The 14,828-nt window shown below is 46.3% G+C and carries 19 protein-coding genes; 1 reads left to right on the top strand and 18 read right to left on the bottom strand.

Features of this window, described 5'->3' with window-relative positions:
* Positions 1-20: 20 nt before the first annotated feature.
* The 15 genes from rplX to rnr all read right to left on the bottom strand — a co-directional run bounded on the left by rplX (position 21) and on the right by rnr (position 9,643).
* The gene (gene rplX / locus GZN30_RS14405; RefSeq protein ID WP_075651040.1) at positions 21-338 is read right to left on the bottom strand and encodes a 50S ribosomal protein L24; all 318 of its coding nucleotides are present in this window, start codon (positions 336-338) and stop codon (positions 21-23) included.
* Positions 339-351: 13 nt separating this feature from the next.
* A complete protein-coding gene (rplN, locus tag GZN30_RS14400) occupies positions 352-723 on the bottom strand; it encodes a 50S ribosomal protein L14 (protein WP_004745883.1) in 372 nt (123 codons plus the stop codon).
* A 164-nt stretch (positions 724-887) separates the two neighbouring features.
* Positions 888-1,142, bottom strand: coding sequence for a 30S ribosomal protein S17 (gene rpsQ / locus GZN30_RS14395; protein ID WP_075651042.1), 255 nt, complete (start codon positions 1,140-1,142; stop codon positions 888-890).
* Entirely contained in the window at positions 1,142-1,333 is a 192-nt protein-coding gene (gene rpmC / locus GZN30_RS14390) for a 50S ribosomal protein L29 (protein ID WP_004410456.1), read from the bottom strand. The genes rpsQ and rpmC overlap by 1 nt, the downstream gene beginning before the upstream one ends.
* Positions 1,333-1,743, bottom strand: a complete 411-nt coding sequence (gene rplP, locus GZN30_RS14385; RefSeq protein ID WP_005379577.1) for a 50S ribosomal protein L16 — start codon at positions 1,741-1,743, stop codon at positions 1,333-1,335. Before rplP ends, rpmC begins: the two co-directional genes overlap by 1 nt.
* An 11-nt stretch (positions 1,744-1,754) precedes the next feature.
* Positions 1,755-2,453, bottom strand: coding sequence for a 30S ribosomal protein S3 (gene rpsC / locus GZN30_RS14380; protein ID WP_075651044.1), 699 nt, complete (start codon positions 2,451-2,453; stop codon positions 1,755-1,757).
* Between the two features lie 19 nt (positions 2,454-2,472).
* Positions 2,473-2,805 (bottom strand): 50S ribosomal protein L22, encoded by a 333-nt coding sequence (gene rplV, locus GZN30_RS14375; RefSeq protein WP_075651046.1) that lies wholly within the window; start codon positions 2,803-2,805, stop codon positions 2,473-2,475.
* A gap of 10 nt (positions 2,806-2,815) precedes the next feature.
* A complete protein-coding gene (gene rpsS / locus GZN30_RS14370; RefSeq protein ID WP_011078827.1) occupies positions 2,816-3,094 on the bottom strand; it encodes a 30S ribosomal protein S19 in 279 nt (92 codons plus the stop codon).
* A gap of 21 nt (positions 3,095-3,115) precedes the next feature.
* On the bottom strand, positions 3,116-3,940 hold the full coding sequence (rplB, locus tag GZN30_RS14365; RefSeq protein ID WP_075651048.1) for a 50S ribosomal protein L2: 825 nt from the start codon (positions 3,938-3,940) through the stop codon (positions 3,116-3,118).
* A 16-nt stretch (positions 3,941-3,956) separates the two neighbouring features.
* On the bottom strand, positions 3,957-4,259 hold the full coding sequence (gene rplW, locus GZN30_RS14360; RefSeq protein WP_005597130.1) for a 50S ribosomal protein L23: 303 nt from the start codon (positions 4,257-4,259) through the stop codon (positions 3,957-3,959).
* The gene (gene rplD / locus GZN30_RS14355; RefSeq protein WP_075651050.1) at positions 4,256-4,858 is read right to left on the bottom strand and encodes a 50S ribosomal protein L4; all 603 of its coding nucleotides are present in this window, start codon (positions 4,856-4,858) and stop codon (positions 4,256-4,258) included. The genes rplW and rplD overlap by 4 nt, the downstream gene beginning before the upstream one ends.
* Positions 4,859-4,875: 17 nt before the next feature.
* A complete protein-coding gene (gene rplC / locus GZN30_RS14350; protein ID WP_075651052.1) occupies positions 4,876-5,505 on the bottom strand; it encodes a 50S ribosomal protein L3 in 630 nt (209 codons plus the stop codon).
* Positions 5,506-5,519: 14 nt separating this feature from the next.
* Positions 5,520-5,831: a 30S ribosomal protein S10 gene (rpsJ, locus tag GZN30_RS14345; protein ID WP_001181007.1), complete on the bottom strand. Its 312-nt coding sequence runs from the start codon at positions 5,829-5,831 to the stop codon at positions 5,520-5,522.
* A gap of 578 nt (positions 5,832-6,409) precedes the next feature.
* Positions 6,410-7,147 (bottom strand): 23S rRNA (guanosine(2251)-2'-O)-methyltransferase RlmB, encoded by a 738-nt coding sequence (gene rlmB / locus GZN30_RS14340; protein ID WP_075651054.1) that lies wholly within the window; start codon positions 7,145-7,147, stop codon positions 6,410-6,412.
* Between the two features lie 12 nt (positions 7,148-7,159).
* Entirely contained in the window at positions 7,160-9,643 is a 2,484-nt protein-coding gene (gene rnr, locus GZN30_RS14335) for a ribonuclease R (RefSeq protein ID WP_075651056.1), read from the bottom strand.
* 252 nt (positions 9,644-9,895) lie between these two features.
* On the opposite strand from rnr, the gene GZN30_RS14330 reads away from it, so the two are divergent.
* Positions 9,896-11,305 carry an amidohydrolase gene (locus GZN30_RS14330; RefSeq protein ID WP_075651080.1) on the top strand — a complete coding sequence of 470 codons (1,410 nt, stop codon included), beginning with the start codon at positions 9,896-9,898 and terminating at the stop codon, positions 11,303-11,305.
* Positions 11,306-11,387: 82 nt separating this feature from the next.
* On the opposite strand, the gene motX is transcribed toward GZN30_RS14330, so the two are convergent.
* From motX to GZN30_RS14315, 3 genes are all read right to left on the bottom strand, one after another.
* Entirely contained in the window at positions 11,388-12,023 is a 636-nt protein-coding gene (gene motX, locus GZN30_RS14325) for a flagellar protein MotX (protein ID WP_123780056.1), read from the bottom strand.
* Positions 12,024-12,316: 293 nt separating this feature from the next.
* A complete protein-coding gene (locus GZN30_RS14320; protein WP_075651058.1) occupies positions 12,317-13,636 on the bottom strand; it encodes an adenylosuccinate synthase in 1,320 nt (439 codons plus the stop codon).
* A 163-nt stretch (positions 13,637-13,799) separates the two neighbouring features.
* Positions 13,800-14,762 carry an isoaspartyl peptidase/L-asparaginase family protein gene (locus tag GZN30_RS14315; RefSeq protein WP_075651060.1) on the bottom strand — a complete coding sequence of 321 codons (963 nt, stop codon included), beginning with the start codon at positions 14,760-14,762 and terminating at the stop codon, positions 13,800-13,802.
* Positions 14,763-14,828 lie beyond the last annotated feature (66 nt).

Raw genomic sequence — 14,828 nt, 5'->3', positions numbered from 1 at the left:
GAACTCCAAATTACTTTCTATTAGTTAGAAACAGTTTCGCCGTTAGACTTGAAGAAACGAACTTTCTTACCGTCTTCGATGCGGAAACCGATGCGGTCTGCTTTACCAGTAGCTGCGTTGAAGATCGCAACGTTAGAAACATCAATCGCTGCTTCTTGCTCTACGATACCGCCTTGGATACCTAGTGCAGGAACAGGTTTTTGGTGTTTCTTAACTAGATTGATACCTTCTACGATAACTTTACCAGTTGTCAGAACCTTAGTTACTTTACCTTTCTTGCCTTGGTCTTTACCAGCAAGAACGATTACTTCGTCATTACGACGGATTTTAGCTGCCATCTCTTAGCGCTCCTTACAGAACTTCTGGAGCCAGTGAAACGATCTTCATGAACTTATCGCCACGAAGCTCACGTGTCACAGGGCCAAAGATACGTGTACCGATTGGTTGCTCAGTATTGTCATTCAACAATACGCAAGCATTACGGTCGAAGCGAATGACAGAACCGTCTGGACGACGAACGCCTTTGCGAGTGCGCACAACAACCGCCTTCAGAACGTCACCTTTTTTAACTTTACCGCGAGGAATTGCTTCCTTCACAGTAACTTTGATAACGTCACCGATATGTGCATAACGGCGGTGTGAGCCACCCAGGACCTTAATACACATTACCTTGCGCGCGCCTGAGTTATCAGCTGCGTCAAGTGTACTTTGCATTTGGATCATTGTTAGTGCTCCGCTAAATATTAATAACTAGACCCATCACGGGTCGGGCTGCCTCTTTAAAAGGGACGCGAATTGTACCACCCTTTTTTGTGATTGGGTAGTCAAAAAATAAACGGCCCCAAAATAATTTTGGAGCCGTTTAATTTCATAGAAATAGCTTAAGATTAACCTTTAGCTTTTTCTAGAACTTTTACCAATGTCCAAGACTTAGTCTTAGATAGTGGACGGCACTCTGCGATTTCAACAGTGTCGCCTAGGCCACACTCGTTGTTTTCGTCATGTGCGTGTACTTTAGTCGTACGTTTAACGAACTTACCGTAAATCGGGTGTTTTACGAAACGTTCGATAGCAACTACGATAGACTTGTCCATCTTGTCGCTAACTACACGACCTTGTTGAGTACGTTTTACTTCGCTCATTATGCGCCTGCCTTCTCAGTCAAAACAGTTTTCACACGTGCGATATCACGGCGTACAGCTTTCAGAGTATGAGTTTGCTGTAGTTGACCAGTTGCAGCTTGCATGCGCAAGTTGAACTGTTCACGTAGCAAATTCAATAGCTCAGCGTTAAGCTCTTCAACGCTCTTTTCGCGTAGATCTTGTGCTTTCATCACATCACCTGCTTAGTTACAAATGTAGTCTTGAATGGCAGTTTACGAGCCGCTAGGCGGAACGCTTCACGTGCCAATTCTTCAGGTACACCACCCATTTCGTACATAACCTTACCAGGTTGGATTTGGGCTACCCAGTACTCAACGTTACCTTTACCCTTACCTTGACGAACTTCAAGTGGTTTTTCTGTGATAGGTTTGTCTGGGAACACACGGATCCAGATTTTACCTTGACGCTTAACGTGACGTGTCATTGCACGACGTGCCGCTTCGATTTGACGAGCAGTTAGACGACCACGGCCAACAGCTTTAAGACCGAATTCGCCGAAGCTTACATCAGTACCTTTAGCTAGACCACGGTTACGACCTGTCTGAACCTTACGGAACTTAGTACGTTTAGGTTGTAGCATCTGTCGACTCCTTACTTACGGCCTTTGCGCTGCTTCTTAGGCTTGTCAGCCTTAGGCTCTACAGCGTTAGCTGCTGGCATACCGCCTAGGATCTCACCTTTGAAGATCCAAGTCTTAATGCCGATCACACCGTATTGAGTGTGAGCCGAAGAAGTTGCGTAATCAATGTCAGCACGTAGAGTGTGTAGAGGCACACGACCTTCACGGTACCACTCAGAACGTGCGATTTCAGCGCCGCCTAGACGACCGCTTACTTCCACTTTGATGCCTTTAGCGCCTAGACGCATAGCGTTTTGTACCGCGCGCTTCATAGCACGACGGAACATAACACGACGCTCTAGTTGAGACGCGATGCTGTCACCAACAAGTTGAGCGTCAAGCTCAGGTTTACGTACTTCAGCGATGTTAATTTGCGCTGGTACACCTGCGATTTTCGCTACAGCTGCACGTAGTTTCTCTACGTCTTCACCTTTCTTACCGATTACTACGCCTGGACGAGCAGTGTGAATAGTCACACGGATGCTCTTAGCAGGACGCTCGATAACGATACGTGATAGTGATGCTTTTGCTAGTTCCTTAGTTAGGAACTGACGTACCTTGAAGTCGCCGTCTAGGTTGTCAGCGAAATCTTTGGTATTAGCAAACCATGTAGCATTCCAAGGCTTAACGATGCCAAGACGAATACCATTTGGATGTACTTTTTGACCCATTGCTTACTCTCCTAGTCTCTTAGCGATCTGCTACAACAACAGTGATGTGGCTTGAACGCTTCAAGATACGATCCGCACGACCTTTAGCACGAGGCATAATACGCTTCATGATCGGGCCTTCATCTACGAAGATTTTAGCGACATTTAGATCGTCGATATCTGCACCTTCGTTGTGCTCCGCATTCGCGATAGCTGATTCAAGAACTTTCTTGATTAGTTCAGCAGCTTTTTTGTTGCTGAAAGTCAAGATTTCTAGTGCTTGGTCAACGTTTTTACCACGAATTTGATCTGCAACTAAGCGAGCTTTCTGAGGCGAAATGCGAGCAAAGTTATGTTTAGCAATAGCTTCCATTATTTACTCCTTAACGCTTCTTAGCTTTCTTATCCGCAGCGTGACCGCGGTAAGTACGAGTTGGTGCGAATTCACCCAGTTTGTGACCGATCATTTCTTCAGTTACAAATACTGGTACGTGCTGACGACCATTATGGACAGCGATGGTCAAACCGATCATCGTAGGGATGATCATTGAGCGACGGGACCAAGTCTTAAGTGGCTTTTTGTCTCCGCTTTCCACCGCTTTCTCTACCTTCTTCAGCAAGTGTAGGTCAATAAATGGACCTTTCTTGAGAGAACGTGGCATGGCGATTCCTCTTTATATAGATTACTTGTTACGACGACGTACGATGTACTTGTCAGTGCGTTTGTTCTTACGAGTCTTGAAGCCTTTAGTTGGCATACCCCATGGTGATACTGGGTGACGACCGCCTGATGTACGACCTTCACCACCACCGTGTGGGTGGTCAACCGGGTTCATTACCACACCGCGAACGGTTGGACGAACACCACGCCAGCGCTTAGCACCAGCTTTGCCTAATTCACGTAGCATGTGCTCAGAGTTGCCTACTTCACCGATTGTTGCACGGCCTTCAGACAATACTTTGCGCATTTCGCCAGAACGTAGACGGATAGTTACATATGAACCGTCGCGAGCAACGATTTGAGCATATGCACCAGCCGAACGAGCTAGCTGACCACCTTTACCAGGTTTAAGTTCAACGTTGTGTACAGTTGAACCTACTGGGATGTTACGCATTGGAAGCGTGTTACCAGCTTTGATTGGTGCATCAACACCAGACTGGATAGCATCACCAGCTTTTAGACCTTTAGGTGCTAGGATGTAACGACGCTCACCGTCTTTGTAAAGAACTAGAGCGATGTTTGCGCTACGGTTTGGATCGTATTCTAGACGCTCAACTTTCGCTGGGATACCGTCTTTAGTACGTTTAAAGTCAATTACACGGTAGTGCTGCTTGTGACCACCACCGATGTGACGTACTGTAATACGACCGTTGTTGTTACGACCGCCGTTCTTAGAGTTTTTCTCTAGAAGTGGTGCGTAAGGCTTACCCTTGTGTAGGTCAGCGTTAACAACTTTAACAACGTGACGACGACCAGGGGAAGTCGGCTTACATTTAACAATAGCCATTTCTCAACTACTCCTGTTATTCCGCGCCGCCAACAAAGTCAAGATCTTGACCTTCGTTCAAAGTAACGTACGCTTTCTTAACGTCGCTGCGGCGACCTTGGCGTAGACCTTGACGTTTGGTCTTACCCTTAGTGATAAGAGTATTTACAGACTTAACTTCAACTTCAAATAGCTTTTCTACAGCTGCTTTGATCTCTTTCTTAGTTGCATCTTTAGCTACTTTGAAAACGATTGTGTTCGCCTTCTCTGCAGCCATAGTTGCTTTTTCAGAGATGTGCGGAGCACGTAGAACTTTTAGGATACGTTCTTCAGTGATCATGCTAGCATCTCCTCAACTTGCTTAACTGCATCAGCAGTCATTAGAACCTTGTCAAATGCAATTAGAGAAACTGGGTCAATACCAGCTGCATCACGTGCATCAACTTTGTATAGGTTACGAGCTGCTAAGAATAGATTTTCATCTACTTCGCCAGTTACGATTAGTACATCGTTAAGCTCAAGTTCTTTAAGCTTAGCAACTAGCTCTTTAGTTTTTGGCGCTTCTACAGAGAAGTTATCAACAACGATTAGACGCTCTTGACGAACTAGCTCAGAAAGAATGCTCTTCATAGCACCGCGGTACATTTTTTTGTTTACTTTTTGGCTGTGATCTTGAGGTTTCGCAGCAAAAGTAACACCACCTGTACGCCAGATTGGGCTACGGATTGTACCAGCACGTGCACGGCCAGTACCTTTTTGACGCCATGGCTTAGCGCCACCGCCAGAAACTTCTGAACGTGTTTTTTGAGCGCGTGTACCTTGACGAGCACCTGCTGCAAACGCAACAACTACTTGGTGTACAAGAGCTTCGTTAAACTCACGTCCGAAAGTAGTTTCAGAAACAGTCAGTGCATCAGCACCTTTAACCATAAGTTCCATTACTTACTCCTGAGACGTTATGCTTTAATAGCTGGTTTAACGATCACGTTACCGCCAGTTGCGCCTGGGACTGCACCTTTAATAAGAAGCAGATTGCGCTCAGCGTCAACACGTACGATCTCTAGGTTTTGAGTCGTTACACGCTCAGCACCCATGTGACCTGCCATTTTCTTGCCTTTGAACACGCGACCTGGAGTTTGACATTGGCCAATAGAACCAGGAGCACGGTGAGACAATGAGTTACCGTGAGTCATATCTTGAGTACGGAAGTTCCAACGCTTAACAGCGCCTTGGAAACCTTTACCCTTAGATGTACCAGTAACGTCTACTTTCTTAGTTTCGTTGAATAGTTCAACTGTTAGCTCAGCGCCAACTTCGAACGATTCACCGTTTTCCAAACGGAATTCCCAAAGACCGCGACCAGCTTCAACACCAGCTTTCGCAAAGTGACCAGCTTCTGGTTTAGTAACGCGGTTAGCTTTCTTAGTACCAGCAGTAACTTGGATTGCTGCGTAGCCGTCAGTCTCAAGAGATTTAACTTGAGTTACACGGTTCGCTTCAACCTCAACAACAGTTACAGGGATAGAAACGCCTTCTTCAGTAAATACGCGGGTCATGCCCACTTTACGACCGATTAGACCAATCATTCTTCTAATCTCCCTTAACCTAGGCTAATTTGTACGTCAACGCCCGCAGCAAGGTCTAGACGCATCAGAGCATCAACAGTTTTGTCTGTTGGCTCAACGATGTCGATTAGACGTTTGTGAGTACGGATTTCGTACTGATCACGAGCATCTTTGTTAACGTGTGGAGAGATAAGAACTGTGAAACGCTCTTTACGAGTAGGTAGTGGGATTGGACCACGAACCTGTGCGCCAGTGCGCTTAGCCGTTTCAACGATTTCCGCTGTAGAAGCGTCGATTAGTTTGTAATCGAAAGCTTTTAGGCGGATACGGATACGTTGGTTCTGCATGAGACAGAGCTCCAATTATTAAAAATTACACAAACAATATCGCCACTCAAACTCGTCAAGACGAGAGAATGCCGATTGATTTATGTGAAACCGTAGCATCCAAGATTAGGACGCATTGTCAGTTAATTTTCGATTAACTACCCCTACATACCAGAGTCACCTCTGGGGATAGTTTTTCCGAAGAAAAGATAGCTAATTGTATTAACCGCGAACATAAGCTGAGTCTACATTACCTGACGTTACCTTTCGATAAGTCAGCTCCTCGCTGCTCATTGGTTCACAACTGGCTTAACCAGTGCGCTGCATTATACAGATCACAATTTTATGTGCAAGAGTTGGTTGGAAAATAATCTTGAAAAAGCGGACGCCCTGCTTTGCATGGCTTTGAGATGCGGGAACGCGAAGCTTATGCTCCGCTACGGAACGCTGTGCTCGCAAACACACGACCCAAAATACAACATCGAATAAAAAAGGATGTGAAGCTATACAGCGTTCACATCCCTTCTCGGTAGCTAATCTCCATCGAGATTAGCGTTCCGTGATCCGTAAGCAACGCTCTTTAAGCGTTGCGCTCACTTTTACAAGCTACGCTGACGCACAGCTTCAAACAAACAGATACCTGAAGCTACTGATACGTTAAGACTTGAAACCGTACCTGCCATTGGGATCTTGATTAGGTCATCACAGGTTTCGCGCGTTAGGCGACGCATGCCGTCACCTTCTGCACCCATTACGATTGCCAGTTTACCGGTCAGTTTTGCTTGGTAAATGTCGTGCGTCGCTTCACCTGCCGTACCAACAAACCAAACACCCTGCTCTTGCAGTGCACGCATCGTACGTGCAAGGTTAGTCACGCGGATTAGCGGTACAATCTCAGCAGCACCACAAGCAACTTTACTCACTGTTGCCGTCATTGGTGCTGAGCGATCTTTCGGTACGATAACTGCCGCAACACCCGCTGCATCTGCGTTACGCAGGCAAGCACCTAGGTTATGCGGATCAGTCACGCCATCCAATACCAACAGCAGTGGCTGTTCATGCTGAGCCAGAATGTCATCAAGGTCGTTCTCGTTAAGCTGTTTAGCCGGCTTAACTCGAGCGATGATACCTTGGTGGTTTGCGCCTTGCGCTTTGTCATCTAGCGTTTTACGCACCATCTGTTGAATCGACACACCACAACGTTGCAGTTCATTCAAAATTGGCAATAGACGGTCGTCTTGACGACCTTTTAATACGAACGCTTCAATAAAACGCTCAGGTTCACGCTCTAGTACTGCTTTGACTGCGTGAATACCGTAAAGAAATTCGTTACTCATTATCTAAACCTGTTATTCGCTCTTTGCGCGCTTAGTTTTCTTCGGCTTGCTATGCGGCTTTTTCTTACGTGCCTTTTTCACTTTCGGCTTGTTGGCATCACCACTCACCTCGTTAGGTCCTTTACGCTCTTTGCGCTCGGCAGGCTCTGGACGTTTCGTCGGTTCAATGTCTGGTGTTGCTTTGCGCTCCGAACGGCTTCCCGTCGCGGCACGTTTTTTCGCTTTCGCTTTCTGCTGTGCTTCTGCCGCACGCTTCTTCGCCGTCTTTCCTTTGCCGCGTAGCTTACGACTTGTTTCGACTAATTCAAAGTCAATTTGCTTATCGTTCAAGTTGACCGACAGCACTTTCACTTTTACTGCATCACCAAGACGGTAAATAGCACCGAAACTTTCGCCGATAAGTCTTTGACCAATTGGGTCAAATTGGTAGTAGTCGTTCGCCAAGGATGAAATATGAACCAAGCCATCGATGTGCAGTTCAGTCAAACGGACAAAGAAACCAAAGCTAGTTACATTGGCAATCACGCCGTCTAGCTCTTCACCTACGTGATCCTGCATGTACTCACACTTGAGCCAATCAGCAACTTCACGAGTCGCATCGTCCGCGCGACGCTCAGTCATCGAACATTGCTCACCGTAGAAATCCATATCGTCAAATGAGTAATGGAAACCACCGGTTGGTGTCCAACGGTCTTGGTTACGACCTTCTTCTTTGGCTATCAAATATTTGATTGCGCGGTGTAACAATAAGTCAGGGTAGCGACGAATTGGTGACGTAAAGTGCGCGTAGCGTTTAAGTGCTAAACCAAAGTGACCGCAGTTATCCGCGCTGTACACTGCTTGCTTCATTGAGCGCAGCAGCATAGTTTGGATCAACTCTTTATCTTGGCGCTCAGCAATCTGTTTTACTAGCTCAGCATAATCGGTTGGCGATGGCTCCAGACCGCCACCTAGGTTTAGACCTAGCTCGCCAAGGAAATCACGGAAACCTTGCAGGCGTAGTTCACCCGGAGTTTCGTGAATACGGAACAATGCCGGCTCTTTGGCTTTCTCTACCAACGATGCTGAAGCGATGTTCGCCAAAATCATACACTCTTCGATGATCTTGTGCGCATCGTTACGAATCACAGGTTCAATGCGGTCAATCTTACGGTCAGCATTAAAGATGAACTTCGCTTCCACCGTTTCAAACTCGATCGCACCACGATTATCGCGCGCATCTTTCAGCACCTTGTACATCTTATGCAGTTCTTCTAGATGTGGCACCAATGGCTGATAGCGTTCACGTAGCTCTTCATTGCCATCGAGAATTTCACCCACTTTGGTGTAAGTCAGACGTGCATGAGAGTTCATCACCGCTTCATAGTGCTTGTAGCTTGATAGCTTACCGCTCGCCGAGATAGTCATCTCACACACCATACATAGACGGTCAACTTGCGGGTTAAGCGAACATAAGCCGTTCGACAGCACTTCTGGCAGCATAGGGACAACTTGCGATGGGAAGTAAACCGAGTTACCACGGTTAATCGCTTCTTTATCGAGCGCCGTTTCTGGGCGTACGTAGTAACTTACGTCAGCAATCGCCACCCATAGACGCCAACCGCCGCCTTTTTTCGCTTCACAGTAAACCGCATCATCAAAGTCACGTGCGTCTTCACCATCAATCGTGACCAAAGGCAACTGGCGTAAATCAACACGACCGACTTTGGCTTCTTCTGGCACTTCTTCGCCCAGATTCGCAACTTGCTTGTCGACAGCTTCTGGCCACTCGTGAGGAATTTGGTGGGTACGAATGGCAATTTGCGTTTCCATACCTGGTGCCATGTTCTCACCAAGTACTTCCACTACTTTACCCATCATGCCACGAGAGCGTGAACCACGGTCGGTGATCTCGATAACCACCACGTTACCCATACGGGCACCGGCTTTTTGGTCATTTGGGATCAAGATGTCATGGCTGATGCGTGAATCGTCTGGCACCACGTATGAATAGCCATATTCTAAGAAGAAACGACCCACAATTTGTGTATTGCGCTCTTCCAATACGCGAACTAAGCGTCCTTCCTTGCGACCGCGTTTTGAGTTTTGCGTTGGTTGCACCAACACGAAGTCACCATGAATGATGTTTTTCATTTGATGGTGAGGCAGCACGATATCGTCTTCTTTCTTCATGCTACCTTCAGGTCTTACCCAGCCGTGACCGTCTTTATGACCAATCACGTGGCCTTTCACCATTTCGAGTTTTTCAGGTAGCGCATAGCATTGACGACGAGTGAAGACCAGTTGTCCATCACGCTCCATAGCACGCAGTCGACGGCGCAAGCCTTCATACTGCTCTTCGCCTTCAAGTTGCAGTGCTTCGAATAAATCATTGCGGTTTAGTGGGACGCCAGCCTGCGCTAGAAATTCAAGAATGAATTCACGGCTTGGAATCGGATTTTCATAATTTTCTGATTCACGATCAGCGAATGGATCGTTTTGGATTTGGTCTGACATAAGCAAGCCCAATTAGCAAGGAAGGTATGTGGCTATTATATCTGAGTAACGATATAAGCTACAGCTTAGCTGTTACAAAAAGGAAAAATAGCCATGAAATTTTGATAACTTAGCTCACCAATGTACACGCGACAACCACTACCGATCAAGATCACACTTCATTGCAATTTATAAAGCAAACGTTTGCAAATAAAACGGCTTATTGCCATATTCAGCGCCAATTTCCTATCCCCTCCCTTTATAGGTTTAGTGATAACTATGAAACGCACTTTATTAGCAACAGCGATTGCCAGCTTAGGTCTATTCTCAGCCGTCTCAATTGCCGCAGAGAAAGTTGATCTGATGATCACCGACGCTATGGTTCTAACTATGAACCAAGACAAAACTGTTTATGAAAACGGTACTGTTGTAGTGAAAGACAACAAAATCATCGCCGTTGGTGATGAGTCTTTAGAGAAGCAATACAAAGCAGATAAAGTGTTAGACGTGGATGGCGATATCGTTATGCCGGGTCTTATCAACACTCACACTCACGTTTCAATGACCGTATTCCGCTCACTAGCGGACGACGTGCCAGATCGCCTACACCGTTACATCTTCCCATTAGAAGCGAAGCTTGTATCACGTGATATGGTGCGCATCGGTGCAAACCTAGGTAACGTTGAAATGCTAAAAGGTGGTGTGACGACTTACGCTGACATGTACTACTTTGAAGACGAAGTAGCGAAAACCGTTGATAAGATTGGCATGCGTGCAATCCTGGGTGAAACCATCATCAAGTTCCCAGTAGCATCAGCGAAGAACGCAGAAGCAGGTATCGATTACACGCTTAAATTCATTGAAGAATACAAAGACCACCCACGTATCACACCAGCATTTGCACCTCATGGTCCATACACGAACACCACAGAGATCCTGCAAAAAGTGGCGAAACTTTCGCTAGAGAAAGATGTACCAGTAATGATGCACCTAGCAGAATCTGACCGTGAGCAACAAGTGATCGCTGAACGTTCAAATGGTTTATCACCAGTGCAATACATGGAAAGTATTGGCGCACTAAACAAAAACCTAGTAGGCGCGCACATGATCCTTGTCGATGACAAAGACATCGAGCTAGTGAAGAAATCTGATATGGGTGTAGCACACAATATGAGTGCCAACATCAAATCAGCAAAAGGTGTATCACCAGCACTGCAAATGTACGATGAAAATGTACGCATCGGTCTAGGTACTGATGGTCCTATGTCTGGCAACACACTGAGCACGATTGACGAATTCAACCAAGTGGCAAAAGTGCACAAGCTAGTAAACAAAGACCGCGCAGCAATGCCACCAATCAAGGTTATCGATATGGCAACCATGGGTGCAGCAAAAGCACTACACATGGAAGACAAGATCGGCTCGCTTGAAGCAGGCAAACTGGCTGACATCATTGTTATCGATACCAAAGCGCCAAACATGGTACCGGTTTACAACCCATACTCGGCACTGGTGTACTCAGCTAACTCTGCTAACGTTCGCCACTCTATCGTTGACGGTCAGCTAATCATGCAAGATCGCGAAATCCTAACCGTAGACGAAGATCAAATCCGTAAGGAAGCACTAGAGTTTACCGAAGTGGTACGCGAAACCGTTATCGCATCAGGTGAAGTGGTTCAATAACCTCTCCCTGCTTGAAGACAAAAATGCCCAGCGATTGCTGGGCATTTTTATAAGTGCAGTTTTTGGAATTTTTAACGCAGACTTACCAGAAGGTATCGCGACGTTTCGCGCGCGCAATAATGTTGTCTGGCATACGCTGCTCAAGACCTTGTCTTAAGCGTGAAATTCGTTTGTGTTGACGCTGATCAGCCGTTACTGAGTTGTACAGCCAGCGGTAAGCATCTTCATAATCGAGTGGGCTGCCGTAATCACGCAAAAGCAATTCCGCTAAGTGAATACGCGCATTCAAGTTACCCATTGCCGCTGCCTCACGCAAGTATGGGATCGCTCGCTCTTTATCTTGCTGTACCAACGTACCACGCGAGTAATAACGACCAAGTTGCTCGAGTGCAGTCGGCAAACCTTGATGAGCCGCGTTTTCCATGTAATAAAGACCCAGTTCAACATCTTGCTCAACACACACGCCCCAAGCCAACATATCACCATACAAAAATTCGTAGGATGGCAGGCTAATACGGGTCGCGCGCGCGACAATATCTTCCACCAGCTGGCAGTTGTCGGCTTTAACTCGTTCTAAATGTTTATTCTGTTCGATCAGTTTAATTAGTTCAGCTTCGGAATATATCGGCACTGGCGCCCCCACATCCGCTACGTTAGCGTAACTAAAGGTCGCACACAGTGACATCATCAACGAAGCTGCTACTGTTCGTAGCTTCATACCTGCACTATACCTGCACTATTGTTGAATTCGATGCCTACCCTACCTAAATAATAGGCAGAATTAGTCTCGATAACTTTATCGGCAACGTTCAAAAACTCTTTAGACAAAAATTGCCCTCAGTTGGCAATAGTTTGCCACAAGCTGATGAAAAATCCAGCAAGCCTTGCCGTCTCTCACACCAGTAAACCTGCAGACAAAAAATACAGGCACAAAAAAGCCGACTCTGAAGTCGGCTTTTATCAAACTGTGTAACTCACTCGCTGCATTGAGCGACAAAGTTCTGTTTCGAATTAGTTAGCTTCGAATGGGTGAACTTTGATGATAGTTTCGTTACGGTCTGGACCAGTTGAGATGATGTCTACTGGCACACCAGTTAGTTCTTCGATACGTTTGATGTAATCAAGAGCTGCTTGTGGAAGCGCGTCTAGTGATTTTGCACCAACAGTGTTCTCAGACCAACCAGGCATAGTTTCGTAGATTGGCGTTACTTTTTCGTACTCGTCAGCAGCCATTGGCGAAACTTCTAGTACAGAGCCATCGTCCATCTTGTAACCAGTACAGATTTTTAGCTCTTCAAGACCATCTAGTACGTCTAGTTTAGTTAGACAGAAACCAGTTACTGAGTTGATTTGGATTGCACGACGCATAGCAACAGCATCGAACCAACCAGTACGGCGTAGACGACCAGTTGTTGCGCCAAACTCGTGACCAACAGTACCTAGGTGCTTACCTACTGGATCTTGCTTGTCTAGACCATCGTACAGTTCAGTTGGGAATGGACCTGCACCAACGCGAGTACAGTAAGCTTTCGCGATACCAAGGATGTAACCTAGGTGACGTGGACCAAAACCAGAACCTGCAGCAACACCACCAGCAGTTGTGTTAGAAGAAGTTACGTACGGGTAAGTACCGTGGTCGATATCTAGAAGTGTACCTTGAGCACCTTCGAACATGATCTTGTCGCCGCGCTTACGTGCTGCGTCTAGTTCGTCAGTTACGTCCATAACCATAGAAGTTAGTAGTTCAGCGTAGCCTTTAGCTTGCTCAAGTACTTCTTCGTAGCTTACTGCGTCTGCTTTGTAGTAGTTCACTAGAGCGAAGTTATGGTATTCCATTACTTCTTTTAGTTTCTCAGCGAATGCTTCCATATCGAATAGGTCGCCAACGCGTAGACCTCGACGAGCAACTTTGTCTTCGTATGCAGGACCGATACCACGACCAGTTGTACCAATCGCTTTTTTACCACGTGCAAGTTCACGCGCTTGGTCTAGCGCTACGTGGTAAGGAAGAATTAGAGGACATGCTTCAGAAATGAAAAGACGCTCACGTACTGGGATACCGCGCTCTTCTAGAGGCTTCATTTCTTTAATTAGAGCTTCAGGTGATAGAACAACACCGTTACCGATAACACATTTTACGTTATCGCGAAGGATACCTGATGGAATTAGGTGAAGAACTGTTTTCTCACCATCAATTACAAGTGTGTGACCTGCGTTGTGACCGCCTTGGTAGCGCACCACGTATTTTGCATCTTCAGTTAAAAGGTCTACGATTTTACCTTTACCTTCGTCACCCCATTGGGTGCCTAGAACGACTACGTTATTTCCCATCTTTCCAAGTCTGATTGCTAGTTAAAAAAGGATTCTAGCACTGAATCACACTTCTTGCAGTCATTTTTTAATCATACCGACTTAATCGGGTTATCGTCGAATATCGCATGATAAAAGGCTGAGCAGTGTCAGCCACTTAGCTTAATAGTGGTTAAACTGGCTATTATTCAGCATAAATTTTCACCTGCAACAAGCCGTTAGTATCAATACTCGCACGATACATACCGGTTGAATTCATGGCAAAGTGTACTTTTCCTTGGGCATCGAGACCAATCACACCACCTTCACCACCAATTTGCTTAAGTTCGCCCTGAATCACATTTTCACATGCTACTGAGACATCTTCTTGCAAATAGCGCATGCGAGCCGCGATATCCGCAGTCACTGCTTTACGCAAGAAACACTCGCCAACACCAGTTGCAGATAGTGCCACATTGCCGTTCTCGGCAAATGTGCCTGCACCGATAATCGGTGAGTCGCCGACGCGTCCATAACGTTTATTGGTAATCCCGCCAGTACTGGTCGCAGCCGCAAGGTTACCCAATTGGTCTAATGCTACCGCACCAACCGTGCCGTGTTTCCCATCATCTGGATAACTGCCTTGTGAGTAATTCGCTTCCGAAAGCGCCACTCCGCCTTGCTCTTTGATCGCCATCAGTTGGTCATAACGACGGTCAGTAAAGAAGTAATCTTGCTCAGTAAAATCATAACCGCGGCTAAAAGCGAACTCTTCTGCCCCCTCACCAAACAAAAGCACGTGCTGGCTATGTAGCATCACGTCATAAGCGAGAGTAATCGGGTTTTTAATATGGCGCACACAAGCAACCGCACCCGCTTCACTGTTGCGCCCATCCATAATGCTGGCATCCATTTCAACCATCTCTTTGTGGGTCAATACCGAACCTTTACCTGCATTAAAATGAGGGGAGTCTTCTAGCACTTTAACCGCGGCGACAACCGCATCAACCGCCAAACCACCTTGAGTTAAAATAGCGTGCCCTGCTTTGACCGCATTAGCCAAATCTTGCTCGATTGCCGCTTGTAATTCAGCACTCATATGCTCAGGTAAAATCGTGCCCGCACCACCGTGAATGGCAATCGCAAATGGGATTTGTGTTGGTTGCATAACTTGATTCTCGCGCTTGTTCAAATGCAAAAAGCGCAGCCAATCGGCTGCGCTTTTATCTATTCT

Source organism: Vibrio ponticus (assembly GCF_009938225.1).
Classification (GTDB): domain Bacteria; phylum Pseudomonadota; class Gammaproteobacteria; order Enterobacterales; family Vibrionaceae; genus Vibrio; species Vibrio ponticus.
Note: the sequence above shows the minus strand (reverse complement) of the source record. Positions and strands in the feature narration are given on the sequence as shown.